The following is an 18,358-nucleotide window of genomic DNA, read 5'->3' as shown; positions in this document are numbered from 1 at the left end:
ATGCTACGCGGGCAGGCCGTGGGGCTCAAGGCGGGGGCGCCGCGCTACGCAGGCCAGGCGCGGGTCTGGCCCGCAGGCAAGGGCACTGCGGCGATCATGAAGTTTCCTTCATGTAGCCAGTGAGGATGCCCGGCGCCCTGGCTAGGCAATGAATTCTGACTCTCTGCTCACCTGGGCACTTTCATCCTGGCGAATGCTGAGTACCACGGCCCCTGCGCACAAGCCCAGCAGCCCGACACTGGCCACCACGATATCCCCCATCCCCATGCCGGCGAGCATTAGCACCAGGCTGATACGAAACAGAGCGGTCATGGCGATCTCCAGGGCAGGGCGAGCGAAGTCCGAAGTATCACCATACCGCTCTGAAGGCCGAGGTACAGGGCAGGAGGGAGGGTTTGGCAGTGTATGCGCCTGCTTTGGCACAAAGCCCGCCACTTGACGGCATGGGCCATCCCTGATTTCATTGAAACCGGTTTCATCAACCCTGCACAAACACCTACAAGAAGGGCTCAGGGGTGGATAAAGACGCAGTTCCCGTCCGCGGGCGGGTCACAATCAGCGAGGTCGCGAAGGCGGCCGGCGTCTCCAAGGCAACCGTCTCGCGCTATATGGGCGAGGATCGGCAACTGCTCGCCGAGGCGACCGCGCAGCGGATCGAAGCCGTCGTCGAGCGCCTGGGCTATCGCCCCAACCGCATGGCCAGTGCCCTCAAACGCGGCCGCACCGGGCTGGTCGGCATGCTCCTGGCGGATATCCGCAACCCCTATTCCGTGGCGGTGATGCACGCTGTCGAGACGGCCTGTCGGCAGCACGGCTACAGCCTGGTGGTGTGCAACACCGACTGTGACGACGCCCAGGAGCGCAGCCAGCTGCAGGCCCTGCAGTCGTATAACGTCGACGGCCTGATCGTGAACACCCTGGGCCACCGCGCCGGGGAACTGGCCAGCCTGGCCCGCGACCTGCCCATGGTGCTGGTCGACCGGCAACTGGCGGGCCTGCCGGTCGATCTGGTGGGCCTGGACAACAGCGACGCCGTCGAGCAGGCGCTGGATCACCTTGAACACAACGGTTATCGCGACATCCTCGCCGTCACCGAGCCACTCGATGGTACCAGCTCGCGACAGGAGCGCGTGGATGCCTTCCAGGCCTCCATCGCCCGACGTCGTGGGTTGCGCGGGCAGGTGCTGGAGGTGGGGGCGGGCCTCGCCGAGCAGCTGGACGCGTTCATCGCCGGGGCAGGGCACGGCCCGCAGGCGCTGTTCAGTTGCAACGGTGTCGCCACCCTGGAGCTGGTGCGGGTGCTGCACGCCAGGGGCGGGCCGCTGTTCCAGGACCTGGGCCTGCTGGCGCTGGACGACCTGGACTGGTACCCGCTGGTGGGCGACGGCATCAGCGCATTGGCGCAACCCACCGGGCGCATCGGCGCGGCGGCGTTCCAGTGCCTGCTGGAGCGCCTGCAAGGCAGCCCACTGCCGGCCCGGCGCCTGGATCTGCGCGCGCAGCTCATTGCGCGAGGCTCTACCCGATCACAACACTGACGGCGGCGCGGACGCCGTTGTTGCCGGGAAAAAATGAAACCGGTTTCATCCACAAGAACAAGGACTACCACGATGCGCACGCACACTGTTTCCATCAGCTTGTCGAGTTTCGGGGCCGATGCCGTGAGGCGGTTGGGCCAGGCCAGCTACCTGCCGTTGCTCGCTGCGGCGGGTGCGCGGCGGGTGGAGTGGCGCGAGGAGCTGTTCGACGCCGCGCCTGATGCCGCTACCCTGGCCAACCTGGCCGCCGAGCATGGCCTGCAGAGTCTCTACTCCACGCCACTGGAACTGTGGCGCGAGGACGGCAGCCTGGAGCCCGCGATTGCCCAGCGCCTGCAACTGGCAAGCGAGATCGGCGCGGTGGCGCTCAAGGTGTCGCTGGGTCATTACCAGGATGGCTGCGATTTGCTGGCGCTGGCGCCACTGTTGCAACACAAGACGGCGCTGTACGTGGAAAACGACCAGACGCCCTACGGCGGGCGGCTGCAGACCTTGGTGAAGTTCTTCCGCGAGGCCCAGGCGCAAGGCGTGGCGCCGGGCATGACCTTCGACATCGGCAACTGGTACTGGCACGACGAGTCGCCGCTGCTGGCCGCGCAATTGCTGGGGCATTGGGTGCGCTACGTGCACTGCAAAGCGGTGGCGCGCCGCGCCGACGGGCGCCTGGTGGCCGTGGTGCCCGAGGACCTCGACCTGGCCCAGTGGCGCGAATTGATGACGCATTTCGCCGCAGGCCTGCCGCGTGCCATCGAGTACCCCCTGGCCGGCGAGGACCTGCTGGCACTGACGGCGCGCCAGGTCGCGCAACTGGCCGAGCTGGAAGGGCAGGTGTGCCATGGCTGAGCATGACGTGCTGTGCTTCGGTGAAACCATGGCCATGTTCGTGGCGGCGCAGCCGGGCGACCTGGCCCAGGTCGAGGGCTTCGGCAAACGCATCGCCGGTGCCGACAGCAATGTGGCCATCGGCCTGTCACGCCTGGGCCTGCGGGTGCAATGGCTGAGCCGGGTCGGTGACGACTCGCTCGGTGCCTTCGTGCTCGACAGCCTGCGCCGCGAAGGCCTGGACTGTTCCAGTGTCGAGATCGATGCCGGGCACCCCACGGGGTTCCAGCTCAAGGAGCGCTGCGACGATGGCAGCGATCCGAAAGTCGAGTATTTCCGCCGTGGCTCGGCGGCCAGCCGGCTGTCGCCCGCGCTGGTGCGGCCGGCGTTGTTGCAGGCCCGGCACCTGCATGCCACGGGCATTCCGGCGGCGCTTTCAGGCAGTTGCCGCGAACTGTGCCACCAGTTGCTGGATGGCATGCGAGCCAATGGCCGCAGCATTTCCTTCGACCCCAACCTGCGTCCCTCGCTGTGGCCCGACCGCCAGACCATGGTGCGCGAGGTCAACGCCCTGGCGGCCAAGGCCGACTGGGTGCTGCCAGGGCTGGAGGAGGGGCGCCTGCTCACCGGCCGGCAGTCGCCACAGGCCATCGCCGAGTTCTACCTAGAGCAGGGCGCGCAATACGTGGCCATCAAGCTGGGGGCCGAAGGCGCCTACTGGCGCGATGCCCAGGGTGCCCATGGTGTGGTGCCCGGCCAGCCGGTCGCCCGGGTAGTGGACACCGTGGGTGCGGGCGATGCCTTCGCCGTCGGGGTGATCAGCGCCTTGCTCGAAGGCTTGCCCCTGCGCCGCGCCGTGGCCCGCGGCAACTGGTGCGGCAGCCGCGCGGTGCAGAGCCGCGGCGACATGGAAGGCCTGCCGCAACGTCATGAACTGGACCACCACGAAAACCCTGCGCGCGAAGCACGCTGAAGCGCCGGCCTGTGCGCAACCTGATGTGACAAGAACAACAAGACCAGGAGAACACCCATGCAGATCGATCGACTCGCACCCAGACGCTGGTGGTACATCATGCCCATCGTCTTCATCACCTACAGCCTGGCCTACCTCGACCGGGCCAACTACGGCTTCGCCGCGGCCTCGGGCATGGCCGACGACCTGAGGATCACCCCGGCGCTGTCGTCGCTGCTCGGCGCGCTGTTCTTCCTTGGCTACTTCTTCTTCCAGGTGCCGGGCGCCCTGTACGCGCAGAAGCGCAGCGTGAAGAAGCTGATCTTCGCCAGCCTGATCCTCTGGGGCGGGCTGGCCACGCTGACCGGGATCGTCCACGACGTCTATTGGCTGATCGCCATCCGCTTTCTCCTGGGCGTGGTCGAGGCGGCGGTGATGCCGGCCATGCTCATCTACCTGTGCCACTGGTTCACCCGCGCCGAGCGCTCGCGGGCCAACACCTTCCTGATCCTCGGCAACCCGGTGACCATCCTGTGGATGTCGGTGGTCTCGGGCTACCTGGTGCAGCAGTTCGACTGGCGCTGGATGTTCATCATCGAAGGCGTGCCGGCCATTCTCTGGGCGTTCATCTGGTGGCGCCTGGTCGATGACCGACCGGAGCAGGCCAAGTGGCTCGATGCCCGGGAGAAGGCCGCGCTGCGCGAAGCGCTGGAGGCCGAGCAGCAGGGCATCAAGCCGGTGAAGAACTATGCCGAGGCATTCCGTTCGCCCACGGTGATCATCCTGTCGCTGCAGTACTTCTGCTGGAGCATCGGTGTGTACGGCTTCGTCCTCTGGCTACCGTCGATCCTCAAACAGGCCGCCGCGCTGGACATCGTCACCGCCGGCTGGCTGTCGGCGGTGCCCTACCTGGGGGCGGTGCTGGCCATGCTCGGGGTGTCGTGGGCCTCGGACCGCCTGCAGAAGCGCAAGCGCTTCGTCTGGCCGCCGCTGCTGATCGCCGCGCTGGCGTTCTACGGCTCCTATGCCCTGGGCACCGAGCACTTCTGGTGGTCATACGCCTTGCTGGTGATCGCCGGGGCCTGCATGTACGCGCCCTACGGGCCGTTTTTCGCGATCGTTCCCGAACTGTTGCCGGCCAACGTCGCCGGGGGCGCCATGGCGCTGATCAACAGCATGGGCGCGTTGGGCTCGTTCTCGGGCTCGTACCTGGTCGGCTACCTCAATGGTGTCACCGGCGGCCCCGGCGCCTCGTACCTGTTCATGTGCGGTGCACTGCTGCTGGCCGTGGCCCTGACCGCCGTCCTCAACCCCTTGCAACAGGCGCGCCGGCACAACCTGGCGCCGAGCCGATAGGAGCCTCAGCATGAAAAAGCGCATCGTCGCCTACAAACGCCTGTCCGATGAACTGATGGCGCGCCTGCACGCGCAGGCCGAGGTGACCCTGGTGGAAGCGCCGGCCGCCGATGGCCTGGCGCGCTTGCGCGCGGCGCTGCCGGGCGCCCATGGCCTGCTGGGCGCCAGCCTGCGCCTGGACCGCGCGCTGCTCGACCTGGCGCCGCAGCTGGAGGTGATCTCCAGCGTGTCGGTGGGCGTGGACAACTACGATATCGAGGCGCTGGATCAGCGCGGGGTGCTGCTGACCAACACCCCCGACGTGCTCACCGAAACCACCGCCGACACCGGTTTCGCGCTGATCCTGGCCTGTGCCCGGCGCGTGGTCGAGCTCGATGGCTGGATTCGCGCCGGCCACTGGCGGGCCGGGATCGGGCCGGCGCAGTTCGGCTGCGACGTGCAGGGCAAGACCTTGGGCATCGTCGGCATGGGCCGTATCGGCGAGGCCCTGGCCCGGCGCGCGCATGCCGGTTTCGGCATGCGCGTGCTGTACCACACCCGCAGCCCGCGGCCCGAGGTGGAGGCGCGGTACGGCGCTGGCTATCGCAGCCTTGACGCGTTGCTGGCCGAGTCCGATTTCGTCTGCCTGTGCCTGCCGCTGACCGGCGCTACGCAAAACCTGATCGGCGCGCGCGAGCTGGCCCTGATGAAACCCTCGGCGATCCTGGTGAACATTTCCCGCGGCCGCGTGCTCGACGAGGCGGCACTGTTGCAGGCCCTGGCCGAGCGGCGCATTCGTGGCGCCGGGCTGGACGTGTTCGTGCAGGAGCCGCTGGCGGCCGATTCGCCGCTGCTGCAACTGGACAACCTGGTGGTCACCCCGCATATCGGCTCGGCCACGCTGGAGACCCGCGAAGCCATGGCCCGCTGCGCGGTGGACAACCTGCTGGCCGCGCTGGCCGGCGAGCGGCCGGCGAACCTGGTCAACCCTGTGGCCTGGGAGCGGCGAAACAACTGAACCTGGTGAGCGTCGCGCTTGCCTCATGTCTACCAAAACAACAGCCTTTGTCTGGTTCGAGATCCCGGGGTCGCACTGCGACCCCTTGGCAATTCAACGCCGGGATCTCCATTGGCGAAAAGGGCGACGATTCCCGTATGACCTGATCAACAGAGAGACATCCTCATGTCCAAGGACCAACCCGCCTCCGTGCAACCGGCGCGCCGGGCGTTCCTGCGCCAATCCCTGACCCTGATCCCGGTGGCGACCCTCGCCAGCACGGGACTGGGCGGTGCAGTGCTCGCCGACAGCGCCACCCCGGCAGCCGCCGAACCGGCCCGGCCGGTTACCGCGCGCGCCTACCAGCCGACCTTCTTCACCCAGGAGGAGTGGGCCTTCGTCAGCGCCGCCGTGGCCGTGCTCATCCCCACTGATGCCCTGGGCGCGGGCGCGGCCGATGCCGGCGTACCCGAGTTCATCGACCGCCAGCTCAACACCCGCTACGGCAGTGGCGGGCTGTGGTACATGCAGGGGCCATTCCACCCCGACGCCCCCAGCGAGCTGGGCTACCAGCTCAAGCTCAACCCCCAGGAGATCTACCGGCTGGGCATCGCCGAGACCGACGCCTGGTGCAAGGCGCAGTTCGGCAAGGCGTTCGCCCAGCTCGGTCTTGCGCACCAGCAGCAGGTACTGGAAGCCCTGGACGGCGGTACGGCGACATTTGCCTCGTTGCCGGCGGCCACCTTCTTCAACATGCTCTGGCTCAACACCCGCGAAGGCTTTTTCAGTGATCCGCTGCACGGCGGCAACCAGGGGTTGGTCGGCTGGAAGCTGGTGGGCTTCCCAGGCGCCCGCGCCGATTTCATGGACTGGGTGGAGCGCGACGAGCGTTATCCGTTCCCGCCGGTCTCCATCAGCGGCGAGCGGGGTTGAAGCATGAGCCAGATGAAAAAAGTCGATGTAGTCATCGTCGGGTTCGGCTGGGCCGGGGCGATCATGGCCAAGGAGCTGACAGAGGCCGGCCTGCAGGTGCTCGCCCTGGAGCGTGGCCCGGCCCGGGACACCTACCCGGATGGCGTCTACCCGCAGACCATGGACGAGCTGACCTACAACTCGCGCAAGAAGCTGTTCATGGACATCTCCCGCGAGACCGTGACCCTGCGCCACAGCGTCAACGACGTGGCCGTGCCGTATCGCCAGTTCGGCGCCTTCCTGCCCGGCACCGGCACGGGTGGGGCGGGGCTGCACTGGTCTGGCGTGCATTTTCGCGTCGACCCGGTTGAGCTGCGCCTGCGCAGCCACTATGAGGAGCGCTACGGCAAGGCCTTCATCCCCGAAGGCATGACCATCCAGGACTTCGGCGTGAGCTACGAAGAGCTGGAGCCATACTTCGATTTCGCCGAGAAAGTGTTCGGCACCTCCGGCACGGCCTGGTCGATCAAGGGCCAGGTGGTGGGCCGCGACAAGGGCGGCAACCCGTTCGCCGCCGACCGCTCCAGCGACTTCCCGCTGGTGGCGCAGAAGAACACCGTGTCGGCGCAACTGTTCGAGAAGGCCGCCCGTGAAGTCGGTTATCACCCCTACAACCTGCCGTCGGCCAACACCTCCGGGCCGTACACCAACCCCTACGGCGCGCAGATGGGGCCGTGCAACTTCTGCGGTTATTGCAGCGGCTATGCCTGCTACATGTACTCCAAGGCCTCGCCCAACGTGAACATCCTGCCGGCCCTGCGCCAGGTGCCCAACTTCGAGTTGCGCAACAACGCCCATGTGCTGCGGGTCAACCTGACCGAGGACAAACACCTGGCCACCGGCGTGACCTATGTCGACAGCCAGGGGCGCGAGGTCGAGCAAGCGGCCGACCTGGTGATCCTCGGTGCCTTCCAGTACAACAATGTGCGCCTGATGCTGCTCTCGGGCATCGGCAAGCCTTACGATCCGGTCAGCAACCAGGGGGTGGTGGGGCGCAATTTTGCCTACCAGAACATCTCCACCGTGACCGCGTTCTTCGACCGCGACAGCCACCACACCAACCCCTTCATCGGTGCCGGCGGCAACGGTGTGGCGGTGGACGATTTCAACGCCGACAACTTCGACCATGGCCCCCACGGTTTCGTCGGCGGCTCGCCGTTCTGGGTCAACCAGGCGGGCGCCAAGCCTATCTCCGGCACCAAGGTGCCGCCGGGCACGCCGAAATGGGGCAGCGCCTGGAAGGCCGCGGTGGCCGACAGCTACCGGCACATGCTGTCGATGGACGCCCACGGCGCGCACCAGTCCTACCGCGACAACTACCTCGACCTGGACCCGGTGTACAAGGACGCCTACGGTCAGCCGCTGCTGCGCATGACCTTCGACTGGAAGGACAACGACGTGAAGATGAACCGCTTCATGGTCGAGCGCATGGGCAAAATCGCCGAAGCCATGGGGCCCAAGGCGATCAGCGCGGGGAAAAAGGCCTTCGGCCAGCACTTCGATGCCTCCACCTACCAGACCACCCACCTCAATGGCGGCGCAATCATGGGCACCGACCCGAAGACCAGCGCGCTCAACCGCTACCTGCAATGCTGGGACGTGCACAACGTGTTCGTGCCCGGCGCCTCGGCCTTCCCCCAGGGCCTGGGCTACAACCCCACCGGGCTGGTGGCGGCATTGACCTACTGGTCGGCGCGGGCGATCCGCGAACGCTACCTGAAGAACCCCGGCCCACTGGTGCAGGCATGAGGAGGCCAGTCATGAAACTCAAGACACTGTTCATCGCCATGCTCGGCCTGGGTGCGAGCACCTTGCTGCATGCCGCCGACGGCGTCGATCCCGCCTTGGTCAAGCAGGGCGAGTACCTGGCCCGTGCCGGCGACTGCGTGGCCTGCCACACCGCCAAGGGCGGCAAGCCCTTCGCCGGCGGGCTGCCGATGGAGACGCCAATCGGCACCCTCTATTCGACCAACATCACCCCGGACGTCAGCGGCATCGGCCAGTACCGCTACGAAGACTTCGAGCGCGCCGTGCGCCAGGGCATCGGCAAGGATGGCAGTACGCTGTATCCGGCCATGCCATACCCGTCCTATGCCCGGGTCAGCGATCAGGACATGCAGGCGCTGTATGCCTACTTCATGCACGGCGTGCAGCCGGTGGCGCAGCAGAACAAGGCCAGCGACATCCCTTGGCCATTGAGCATGCGCTGGCCGCTGGCGTTCTGGCGTGGGTTGTTCGCGCCCGAGGTCAAGCCGTTCGAAGCCGCAGGGCGTGATCCGGTGGTGGCGCGGGGTGCCTACCTGGTCGAAGGGCTGGGCCATTGCGGCGCCTGTCATACGCCACGGGCGATCACCCTGCAGGAAAAGGCATTGGATACCACCGATGGCGACGCTTTCCTGGCCGGCAGCGCACCGCTCGAGGGCTGGATCGCCAAGAGCCTGCGCGGCGACCACAAGGACGGCCTGGGCAGTTGGAACGAGGCGCAGATCGTCGCCTTCCTCAAGACCGGCCGCAACGAGCGCACGGCGGTGTTCGGCGGCATGAGCGACGTGGTCGAGCACAGCATGCAGTACATGAGCGATGCCGACCTGACGGCCATTGCCCGCTACCTGAAGACCTTGCCGCCGACCAACCCGGACGACCAGCCGTTCCAGGCGGACCCCAGCGTGGCCCGGGCGCTGTGGCAAGGCAATGACGGCAAGACGGGCGCGGCGTTGTACGTGGACAACTGCGGGGCTTGCCACCGTACCGACGGCCAGGGCTATGCCCGGGTGTTCCCGGCGCTGGCAGGCAATCCGGTGGTGCAGGGGCAGGATGCCACCTCGCTGATCCACATCGTGCTGGAAGGCGCGACCCTCCCGGCCACGGCGAGCGCGCCGTCGACGTTCAGCATGCCCGGCTTCGGCTGGCGGCTGTCGGACCAGCAGGTGGCCGATGTGGTCAACTTCATTCGCAGCAGCTGGGGCAACCAGGCCGCGGCGGTGACTGCGGGGCAGGTGGCGGCGCTGCGCAAGGCGGCACCGCTGCCGCTCAAGGCGCAGACACTGATCGGCGATACCACGGGGATTGCGGAGCCTTGATCGACAGGCCTGATTGACAGGGAGGTGTTGTGGGAGGGGGCTTGTCCCGCGATGGCAGCTTGGCCAGATCGTTGGGCAAGCCCGCTCCCTCGGCTGCCGACCACGCCGCCGAATACCTCGAAACCACTTCAATATATGCTAATAAATTACATTTCATATAGCTCATAACCATATGAATTATATGAACTATTTTTTAGCAACTGCATGCTGGGCACATTGCTCGTAGTACGTCTGCTTGATCGCCGCCGGCTTAAGCCGCGAGCGGCTGTTGTACGTCTGCTCGGTGATCCCGAACGCCGTCATGCGCATCCATGGCTTGGCGAACTTGCGTACCTGCAGCTTCTTGCGCGTGGCATACAGGGTCACCCCGGAAAGCTTGGCCTGTTGCGCCTCAGCGGCGATCTGCGCGCCCCAGCCGCATACCTGGCGATCGTTCTGGCTCAGGGCCCGGGCCTGGGCGCCGAAGGCGGTCGTGGCCAGCAGGCAGCCAGCCACGGTTGCTAGAATTACGCGCATGTTGCTGTCCTAAGCATCTGAAGGAAAACGAAGTTTGCCCGCGCTTTCGACGCCTGGGGGCCAGCAGTTTGCCGTCAGGCGATGGCCATTTGCAGGCCATCGCGGGAACGCCAGCGCAACGATTGCAGGGCCAAGGCGGCAACCCACAACACGCTGATGCCGTAGTTGAGGCGCTGGTACAGGCCGAACAGTTCACCGCCTTGCGCGGCTTTGGCCATCAGCACCACGGTGATTATCGCCAGCACCGAGCACAGCAGCGACCACCTTCCCAGCCACGGGGAACCTGCCACGCGTTTGCCCAGCCAGATCCACAGCACGCTGGCCAGGGTCAGCGAGAGGAACATCAGCAGGCCGCTGAGGTTGTGCATCTGTTGCGAGAATGACGGCTCCAGCGGCGTGCAGCCCTGATCGCAGGGGAACCAGCCGGTACCCAGGCTGCCGACAGCGTGCAACAGCACCAGCCCGGCGCTCAACCGAGCCAGCCCCGAGTACCGCCAGCGCCGCGCCAGGCCCCAGGCGAACAGGCCGAAGAGCAACGCCAGGGGGAAGTTGTTGACCCAGGGCGAGAAGCCATGGGTCGGCGCGCCGACCGCGCCGAGCTGGCTCATGGCCTGCTGCAGATGGTCGTAGCCGGGATAGGCCAGGGCGGTCAGGCCAACCCCCGACAGCAGCCAGAGCGGGATGAGCAGGCCAGTGGCGAGCAGCAGGCGATCGAACGTCTTCATGCGGTTTCCTTCCTTGGAGAGAGCAGGTCGCAGCCTACAGCGCGGGCATGTCCGATGGCCAGGCTCAATCGCCAACGAGCAGCATCACCAACAGTACGCAGGCCAGCAGCGCCAGGTAGGCCCGGGCATGCACGTGGTCGGGGATGCGCCCCAGCAACGGCGCGGCCAGGTGCATGCCCAGCCAGGCGCCGACCGTCATCACCAGGGCGGCGCGCAGGTCTACCAGCCCTAGCAGGCCGGCGCCCAGGTCAGTCTGGTTGCTCGGTACCAGGGCATAGACCAGCGTGGCCGCCAGGGCCATGGGCAGCGACAGCGGATTGGCCATGGCGGTGGCGGTGCGCATGCTGGCGCCGCGGCGGCGCATCAGCGGCACGGTCATCACGCTGCCACCCACGCCGAGCAGCGCCGCCAGCGCGCCGATGGGCAGGCCGGCCAGGGTCGCGCTGGCATGGCTCATCGCAGCCCGGGCCTGCCCGCCTGTGCGGACAAAGCCCGGGCGCAGCCAGGCATCGAGCAGGCTGAGCAGCAGGTAGGCGATGAACAGCCCGCGCAGCCAGGCGCTGGTCACGTAAAGGGCGGCCCAGGCGCCGAGCAGGGCCCCGACGGCAATGGCCGGCGCCAGGGGCCGCACCAGGTCCCAGCGCAGGCTGCCGGCGCGGTGGTGGCGCCAGGTGGCCAGGGCGCTGCTGAAGATCATCACCGTGGCCGAGGTGGCCACGGCGATCTGCATGGCATGCTCCGCCACGGCCGTGCCGGCGCCGTGGCTGGTCAGCAGCAGGGCATAGAGCAGCGGCACGGCGAAGAACCCGCCGCCGAAGCCGAACAGCAAGGTGGTGACGCCGGCACACAGGCCGAACAGGCCAAGCAGGGGGTAGAGCATGGGAGCAGCCTCAGGGCCAGGACAGGGGCTCCCAGCGTAGGCGCCTGCCCCTTGGCCGGCTTGCGCCAGTTGGCCAATAATCATCGCATTACGGCCAGAGCCTGCTGTCATGCGCAATGTTCCCCTGTCCCAGATCGATGCCACCCCCCGTGCGGTACTGGCCATCGCCACTGATTATCCGCCCGACACCCTGTTGCCCAGGCATGTCCATCGCCGGGCGCAATTTCTGTATGGGATGAGCGGGCTGATGGAGGTGCTGACCGACGATGGCGCCTGGGTCATTCCACCCGGCAGCGGCGTGTGGATTCCTCCCGGCAAGCCGCACCAGGTGCGCATGCGCGGCGTGAGTACCCGCAGCCTGTACATCGAGCCGACAGCGGTGCCCCGGCCGGGCGCAGTGTGCGAGGCATTGCGGGTCGAGCCGCTGCTGCACCAGCTGTTGCTGGCCAGCGCGGAGGTGCCGGCCCTGCATGACGAGGCGGGGCGCGACGGCCTGCTGCTGGGGCTGCTGCTGCACGAGCTGGGCCAGGCCGAGCGCCTGCCGCTGTTCGCGCCGATGCCGACGGAGCCACGTTTGGCGGCCCTGTGCCAGGCGTTCCTGGCGCAGCCGTTGATCCATGCCCGCGCCGAGGCCTGGGCGCGTCAACTCAACTGCAGCCCGCGCACCTTCAGCCGGCGTTTTCGCGAGCAGACCGGGCTGTCGTTCGGCCAATGGCGCCAGCAGGCCTGCCTGATGGCGGCGGTGACACGCCTGGCGGCGGGCGAGGCGGTGACGGCCATCGCCCTGGACCTGGGCTACGAGAGCCCCAGCGCATTTTCCAGCCTGTACCGCAAGGTCATGGGCCACACGCCCTCGGCGGCGCGCCAGGGCGCATGAAAACCCGCCCGGACGTATGTGATCGTACAACTGCTTGCGCTATCATCGCGCCTGTCTTCCACAACCAGACAGACAGGGCATGACAGAGCAGCAGGTACAGGCACGGACCCGGCGCAAGCCACGCAGTCTGGCCCAGGAACTGGTCACGGTGCTGACCGAGCGCATTCGCAGCGGCCAGCTCAAGCGCGGCGACAAGCTGCCCACCGAATCGCAGATCATGGCCGAGGAAGGGGTCAGCCGCACCGTGGTGCGTGAGGCCATCTCGCGGCTGCAGGCCGCAGGCCAGGTCGAGACCCGCCACGGTATCGGCACCTTTGTGCTGGACGCCCCAAGCACCGGGGGTTTTCGTATCGACCCGGCGACCATCGTCACCCTGCGCGAGGTGCTGGCGGTGCTGGAGTTGCGCATTGCCCTGGAGATCGAGTCGGCGGGCCTCGCGGCCGAGCGTCGCAGCGACGAGCAACTGGCCGGCATGCGCGCCGCGCTGGACGAGCTCAACGAGGGCGCGGCCCATGCCTCGGATGCGGTGTCGGCGGACTTCCAGTTCCACCTGCGCATCGCCCAGGCCAGCGGCAATCACTACTTCGCCGACATCATCAATCACCTGGGCACCAGCATCATCCCGCGTACCCGGCTCAACTCGGCGCGCCTGGCCCATGACGACCAGGCGCATTACATGAGCCGGTTGATGCACGAGCACGAGGCGATCTACGAGGCTATCGCCCGACGCGATAGCGAAGGCGCCAAGATGGCCATGCGCATGCACTTGAGCAACAGCCGCGAACGCCTGCGCCAGGCCCATGAAGAGGCCGAGGCGCAGCGGGGCTGACTTCCGAGGTGGTCAAAAGCGTGGGAGCGGGCTTGCCCCGCGATGCCGGTATCAGGTCCGCTCCCACATCGTTTCCAATCGCGTTTCCAGATAATCAGACTGCCCCTTCGCTCCACTGTCCATTCACCAGCCGCCGCAGCCCCAACGGGTTGCCATCGCGCAACGCCTCCGGCAGTAAAGCCTGCGGGTAGTTCTGGTAGCACACCGGCCGCAGGAAGCGATCGATCGCCAGCGTTCCCACCGAAGTGCCACGGGCATCCGAGGTCGCCGGGTAAGGCCCGCCATGGACCATGGCGTCGCACACCTCGACCCCGGTCGGGTAGCCATTGACCAGGATGCGCCCGACTTTCTCTTCGAGCAGCGGCACCAGCCAGGCAAAGGCTTCGAGATCCTCCGGCTCGCCGATCAGCGTGGCGGTGAGCTGGCCGCGCAGGCCGAGCAGGGCGGCGCGCAACTGTGCCTCGTCGGCAACCTCCACGGCCACCGTGGCCGGGCCGAACACCTCCTCCTGCAGCAGCGGGTCGGCTTCTGCCAGCAGGCGGGCATCGGCCTTGAACAGCTGGGCGCGAGCCTGATCGCCTTGCTGCGGCTGGCCCGCCAGATGCTGGATGCCGGCGTGGGCCTGCAGATGTTCCAGGCCGCCGACATAACTGCGCAGGCCACCGGCATTGAGCAACGTCTGCCCGGCTTGCTGATCCAGGTGTCGGCCCAACTCGCCCAGCAGTTGGCTGAAGCCTGGGGACTGCAAGCCGATCACCATCCCGGGATTGGTGCAAAACTGGCCGGCGCCCAGGCACACCGAGCCTGCCAGTTCGCGGGCGATGGCCTCGCCGCGCTTGGCCAGGGCGCCGGGCAGGACGATCACCGGGTTGATGCTGGACATTTCGGCGAACACCGGAATCGGTTGCGGCCGCTCGGCGGCCATGCGGCACAGCGCGTCGCCGCCCTTCAGCGAGCCGGTGAAGCCGACGGCCTGGATGGCCGGGTGCTTGACCAGCCATTCGCCGACACCACCGCCGAACACCATGTTGAACACGCCCTTGGGCATGCCGGTGCGGTCGGCGGCGCGCAGGATGGCGCAGGCCACCAGGTCGGCGGTGGCCATATGGCCGCTGTGGGCCTTGAACACCACCGGGCAGCCTGCAGCAAGGGCCGCGGCGGTGTCGCCACCGGCGGTGGAGAAGGCCAGCGGGAAGTTGCTGGCACCGAACACCGCCACCGGGCCGACCCCGATGCGCATCTGGCGGATGTCCACCCGTGGCAGCGGCTGACGCTCGGGCAGCGCCAGGTCGATGCGCGCGCCGAGGTAGTCGCCGCGACGCAGCACCTGGGCGAACAGGCGCATCTGGCCGCTGGTGCGGCCGCGCTCGCCCTGGATGCGCGCGGCGGGCAGGGCGGTTTCACGGCAGACGATGGCGACGAAGTGGTCGTCGAGTTCGTCCAGTTCGGCGGCGATGGCTTCGAGGAACTCGGCGCGGCGGGCCGGGGGCAGTTGGCGGAACGCGCTGAAGGCGTCGGCGGCGGCGCGGGCGGCACGGTCGACTTCGCCCTCGGTGGCCTGGGCGAAGCTGTAGGGCAGGGCTTCGCCGCTGGTGGCGTCGAGGCTGTGCAGGCGTTGTGGGCCAAGGGCGCTGCGCTGGCCGGCGATGAAGTTGTGGCCGAGGATTTCGGGCATGGAATGCTCCTGTAGATGAATGGCTGGGTTCAGGGCCTGGGCGAGTGCTACGCACTCGTTTCGCCGGCAAGCCGGCTCCCACAGGGGGCGTGTTGTCGGCGAAGGGCTCAGGCACGCTTCGTCAGGTGATGGGGGCCGGATTGAACAGGGTGATGTCGTTGTGCAGCCGGTGCTGTTCGGCCCAGGTCTGCCTGCGGCCGCTGGCCACGTCCAGGTAGTAATGGAACAGCTCCCAGCCCAGCTCCTCGATGCTCGCCCGGCCGCTGGCGATGCGCCCGGCGTCGATGTCGATGAGGTCCGGCCAGCGCTGGGCCAGCTCGCTGCGGGTGCACACCTTGACCACCGGCGCCATGGCCAGGCCATAGGGCGTGCCGCGACCAGTGGTGAACACATGCAGGTTCATCCCGGCCGCCAGCTGCAAGGTGCCGCAGACGAAGTCGCTGGCCGGGGTGGCGCAGAAGATCAGGCCCTTGCGCGTTACCCGCTCGCCGGGCCCGAGCACGCCCTGGATCGCGCCGCTGCCGGACTTGACGATCGAGCCCAGGGCTTTTTCGACGATATTGGACAAACCGCCCTTCTTGTTGCCCGGCGTGGTGTTGGCGCTGCGATCGGCGGCGCCCTGCTGCAGGTAGCGGTCGTACCAGTCCATTTCGCGCACCAATGCTTCGGCGACCTCCGGCGTTTCGGCGCGGGAGGTGAGCATGTAGATGGCGTCGCGCACCTCGGTGACTTCCGAGAACAGCACCGTTGCGCCGGCGCGCACCAGCAGGTCGGCGGCATAGCCCAGCGCCGGGTTGGCGGTGATGCCGGAGAAGGCGTCGCTGCCGCCGCACTGCATGCCGAGGATCAGTTCGCTGGCCGGCACGCTCTCGCGGCGGCGCTGGTCGAGCTTTTTCAGGCGGGTCTCGGCCAGGGCCATGATCTGCTCGATCATCTCGCCGAAGCCCAGCGTCGCATCCTGCAGGCGGTATAGCCATGGCTCGCTGAGGTCCACAGACGGATCGCCGTCGTGCATCACCTGGCCGGCCTGGAGCTTTTCGCAGCCCAGGCTGATGACCAGCGCCTCGCCGCCTAGGTTGGGGTTGCGCGCCAGGTTGCGCACGGTGCGGATCGGGATGTAGGCGTCGCGGGCGCTGATCGCCACGCCGCAGCCGTAGCTGTGGGTGAGGGCGACCACATCGTCGACATTGGGGTAGCGGGGCAGCAGTTCGGCGCGGATACGCTTGACCGCATGGTCGAGCACGCCGGTCACGCACTGCACGGTGGTGGTGATGCCGAGGATGTTGCGGGTGCCGACGCTGCCGTCGGCGTTGCGGTAGCCCTCGAAGGTGAAGCCGTCGAGTGGCGGCAGGGCGGCGGGCACGGCGTCGCAGCGTGGCAGGCTGGCAAGCTCGGGCGCGGCCGGCATCGCCAGTTGATCTTCCTTGACCCAACTGCCCTGGCGCAGGTCGGCCAGGGCATGGCCGATGACCTGGCCATAGCGGCGCACCGCCTCGCCCTTGCGGATGTCCACGGTGGCGACCTTGTGGCTCTGCGGCACGCCCTCGACCAGGGTCAGGCCATCGGCAAAGCGCGCGCCTTCGCCCAGGCCGCCGTCGTTGACCACCACCACGACGTTGTCGTCGGGGTGCAGGCGCACGTAGCGGGGCGACTCGGAATGTTCGATCAACTGCATGGTCAGGCCCTTCTTGTCTTGTCTCTCAGGCGTGGTGCTGTCGCCGGCGCCGTTGGGCGCCGACGTGTCCGGCTTACTGGCGGGCCAGTTCGGCGTCGGGCGCAGGTTCGCGCTTGGGCGGCTCCTTGAGCTCGATGCGCTTGATCGGGCCGACGATCACCAGGTAGCTGAACACTGCCACCAGGGCGTTGGCGCCCACATACACCAGGGCCCATTTGAACGAACCGGTGGCGCTGATGATGTAGCCGATGACGATCGGTGTGGTGATCGAGGCGATGTTGCCGAAGGTGTTGAACAGCCCGCCCGACAGGCCGGCGATCTGCTTGGGCGAGGTGTCGGCGACCACCGCCCAGCCCAGGGCGCCGATGCCCTTGCCGAAGAACGCCAGGGTCATGAAGCCGACCACCATCCACTCGGCCTCGACGTAGTTGCAGAAGACCATGGTGGTAGACAGCAGCAGGCCGCAGACGATCGGCAGCTTGCGCGAGAAGGTCAACGAGTTACCGCGGCGAAGCAGCCAGTCCGACAGCACCCCGCCGAGCACCCCGCCGATGAAGCCGCATACCGCCGGCAACGAAGCGATGAAGCCGGCCTTGAGGATGGTCATGCCGCGCTCCTGCACCAGGTACACCGGGAACCAGGTGAGGAAGAAGTAGGTGATGGCGTTGATGCAGTACTGGCCGAGGTAAACGCCCAGCAGCATGCGGCTGGTCAGCAGCTGCTTGATGTAGCCCCATTTCGGGCCGTCGCCGCCGCGCTTCTGGTCCATGTCCACCAGGCCGCCGTTCTGTTCGATGTGCTCGAGCTCACTGCTGCTGATGCGTGGGTGCTGGCGCGGGTTGTAGAGGGTCTTCATCCACACCGCCGAGAACACGATACCCAGTACGCCCATGACCACGAACACATGTTCCCAGCCGAAGGTGAAGACGATCCAGCCCATGATCGGGGCGAACAGCGCGGTGGCGAAGTACTGCGCCGAGTTGAAGATCGCCGAGGCGGTACCGCGCTCCTGGGTGGGGAACCAGGCCGCGACGATCCGCGCGTTGCCGGGGAACGACGGCGCTTCGGCGAAACCCACCAGGAAGCGCAGGGTGAACAGCGTGACCACCGCCCAGGCCACCGGCAGCCCGCCGACGAAGCCCTGCAGCAGGGTGAACAGCGACCAGGTGAAGATGCTGAAGGCGTAGACGTTCTTCGAGCCGAAGCGGTCGAGCAGCCAGCCGCCGGGGATCTGCCCGGCCACGTAGGCCCAGCCGAAGGCGGAGAAGATGTAGCCGAGGGTGACCGCGTCGATGCCCAGGTCTTTCTGCAGGCTGGAGCCGGCGATGGCGATGGTGGCGCGGTCGGCGTAGTTGATGGTGGTCACCAGGAACAGCATCAACAGGATCAGGTAGCGTACATGCGTCTTTTGCGTCGCTTGCATGCTGGTTACTCCCACTCGTTATTTTTATACGGGGATTGGTTGTAGGCCGGAGCGGGGCGTCC

At 67.3% G+C, this 18,358-nt stretch carries 17 protein-coding genes; 10 read left to right on the top strand and 7 right to left on the bottom strand.

What is annotated here, in order from left to right; all coding sequences use genetic code 11:
- Positions 1 to 141: 141 nt before the first annotated feature.
- Complete coding sequence (locus tag AC3WL2_RS01360) at positions 142 to 312, bottom strand: hypothetical protein (RefSeq protein ID WP_173862480.1); 171 nt, start codon at positions 310 to 312, stop codon at positions 142 to 144.
- Between the two features lie 203 nt (positions 313 to 515).
- Between AC3WL2_RS01360 and AC3WL2_RS01355 the strand changes: the two genes are divergently transcribed.
- The 8 genes from AC3WL2_RS01355 to AC3WL2_RS01320 all read left to right on the top strand — a co-directional run bounded on the left by AC3WL2_RS01355 (position 516) and on the right by AC3WL2_RS01320 (position 9,696).
- Positions 516 to 1,538 (top strand): LacI family DNA-binding transcriptional regulator, encoded by a 1,023-nt coding sequence (locus AC3WL2_RS01355; protein WP_102685246.1) that lies wholly within the window; start codon positions 516 to 518, stop codon positions 1,536 to 1,538.
- Positions 1,539 to 1,610: 72 nt separating this feature from the next.
- Positions 1,611 to 2,381 (top strand): sugar phosphate isomerase/epimerase family protein, encoded by a 771-nt coding sequence (locus AC3WL2_RS01350; protein ID WP_102685245.1) that lies wholly within the window; start codon positions 1,611 to 1,613, stop codon positions 2,379 to 2,381.
- Positions 2,374 to 3,333, top strand: coding sequence for a sugar kinase (locus tag AC3WL2_RS01345; RefSeq protein ID WP_102685244.1), 960 nt, complete (start codon positions 2,374 to 2,376; stop codon positions 3,331 to 3,333). The genes AC3WL2_RS01350 and AC3WL2_RS01345 overlap by 8 nt, the downstream gene beginning before the upstream one ends.
- A gap of 57 nt (positions 3,334 to 3,390) precedes the next feature.
- A complete protein-coding gene (locus AC3WL2_RS01340; RefSeq protein ID WP_102685243.1) occupies positions 3,391 to 4,668 on the top strand; it encodes an MFS transporter in 1,278 nt (425 codons plus the stop codon).
- Between the two features lie 10 nt (positions 4,669 to 4,678).
- On the top strand, positions 4,679 to 5,665 hold the full coding sequence (locus AC3WL2_RS01335) for a 2-hydroxyacid dehydrogenase (RefSeq protein ID WP_102685242.1): 987 nt from the start codon (positions 4,679 to 4,681) through the stop codon (positions 5,663 to 5,665).
- Positions 5,666 to 5,830: 165 nt separating this feature from the next.
- A complete protein-coding gene (locus AC3WL2_RS01330) occupies positions 5,831 to 6,577 on the top strand; it encodes a gluconate 2-dehydrogenase subunit 3 family protein (protein ID WP_102685241.1) in 747 nt (248 codons plus the stop codon).
- 12 nt (positions 6,578 to 6,589) lie between these two features.
- Positions 6,590 to 8,365 (top strand): GMC family oxidoreductase, encoded by a 1,776-nt coding sequence (locus AC3WL2_RS01325; RefSeq protein WP_102685240.1) that lies wholly within the window; start codon positions 6,590 to 6,592, stop codon positions 8,363 to 8,365.
- Positions 8,366 to 8,376: 11 nt separating this feature from the next.
- Complete coding sequence (locus AC3WL2_RS01320; RefSeq protein WP_102685239.1) at positions 8,377 to 9,696, top strand: cytochrome c; 1,320 nt, start codon at positions 8,377 to 8,379, stop codon at positions 9,694 to 9,696.
- A 186-nt stretch (positions 9,697 to 9,882) separates the two neighbouring features.
- Here AC3WL2_RS01320 and AC3WL2_RS01315 read toward each other — a convergent pair whose 3' ends face one another.
- The 3 genes from AC3WL2_RS01315 to AC3WL2_RS01305 form a co-directional block, all read right to left on the bottom strand.
- Positions 9,883 to 10,212 (bottom strand): hypothetical protein, encoded by a 330-nt coding sequence (locus AC3WL2_RS01315; protein WP_102685238.1) that lies wholly within the window; start codon positions 10,210 to 10,212, stop codon positions 9,883 to 9,885.
- Between the two features lie 74 nt (positions 10,213 to 10,286).
- Complete coding sequence (locus AC3WL2_RS01310) at positions 10,287 to 10,937, bottom strand: DUF998 domain-containing protein (protein ID WP_102685237.1); 651 nt, start codon at positions 10,935 to 10,937, stop codon at positions 10,287 to 10,289.
- A 64-nt stretch (positions 10,938 to 11,001) separates the two neighbouring features.
- Complete coding sequence (locus AC3WL2_RS01305; protein WP_102685236.1) at positions 11,002 to 11,817, bottom strand: sulfite exporter TauE/SafE family protein; 816 nt, start codon at positions 11,815 to 11,817, stop codon at positions 11,002 to 11,004.
- 109 nt (positions 11,818 to 11,926) lie between these two features.
- Here AC3WL2_RS01305 and AC3WL2_RS01300 point away from each other — a divergent pair, with 109 nt between their 5' ends.
- A complete protein-coding gene (locus AC3WL2_RS01300; protein WP_102685235.1) occupies positions 11,927 to 12,694 on the top strand; it encodes an AraC family transcriptional regulator in 768 nt (255 codons plus the stop codon).
- A 79-nt stretch (positions 12,695 to 12,773) separates the two neighbouring features.
- Entirely contained in the window at positions 12,774 to 13,523 is a 750-nt protein-coding gene (locus AC3WL2_RS01295; protein ID WP_102685234.1) for a FadR/GntR family transcriptional regulator, read from the top strand.
- A gap of 94 nt (positions 13,524 to 13,617) precedes the next feature.
- Here the strand turns inward: AC3WL2_RS01295 and AC3WL2_RS01290 are convergent, their stop codons facing one another.
- From AC3WL2_RS01290 to AC3WL2_RS01280, 3 genes are all read right to left on the bottom strand, one after another.
- Entirely contained in the window at positions 13,618 to 15,198 is a 1,581-nt protein-coding gene (locus AC3WL2_RS01290; RefSeq protein ID WP_102685233.1) for an aldehyde dehydrogenase (NADP(+)), read from the bottom strand.
- A 121-nt stretch (positions 15,199 to 15,319) separates the two neighbouring features.
- Complete coding sequence (garD, locus tag AC3WL2_RS01285; protein WP_102685232.1) at positions 15,320 to 16,873, bottom strand: galactarate dehydratase; 1,554 nt, start codon at positions 16,871 to 16,873, stop codon at positions 15,320 to 15,322.
- A gap of 73 nt (positions 16,874 to 16,946) precedes the next feature.
- Positions 16,947 to 18,296 (bottom strand): MFS transporter, encoded by a 1,350-nt coding sequence (locus AC3WL2_RS01280; protein WP_102685231.1) that lies wholly within the window; start codon positions 18,294 to 18,296, stop codon positions 16,947 to 16,949.
- Positions 18,297 to 18,358: the final 62 nt, after the last annotated feature.

Source organism: Pseudomonas sp. FW305-96 (assembly GCF_058783825.1).
The sequence above is the reverse complement of the archived record's forward strand: the minus strand, read 5'-3'. Positions and strand labels throughout refer to the sequence as shown.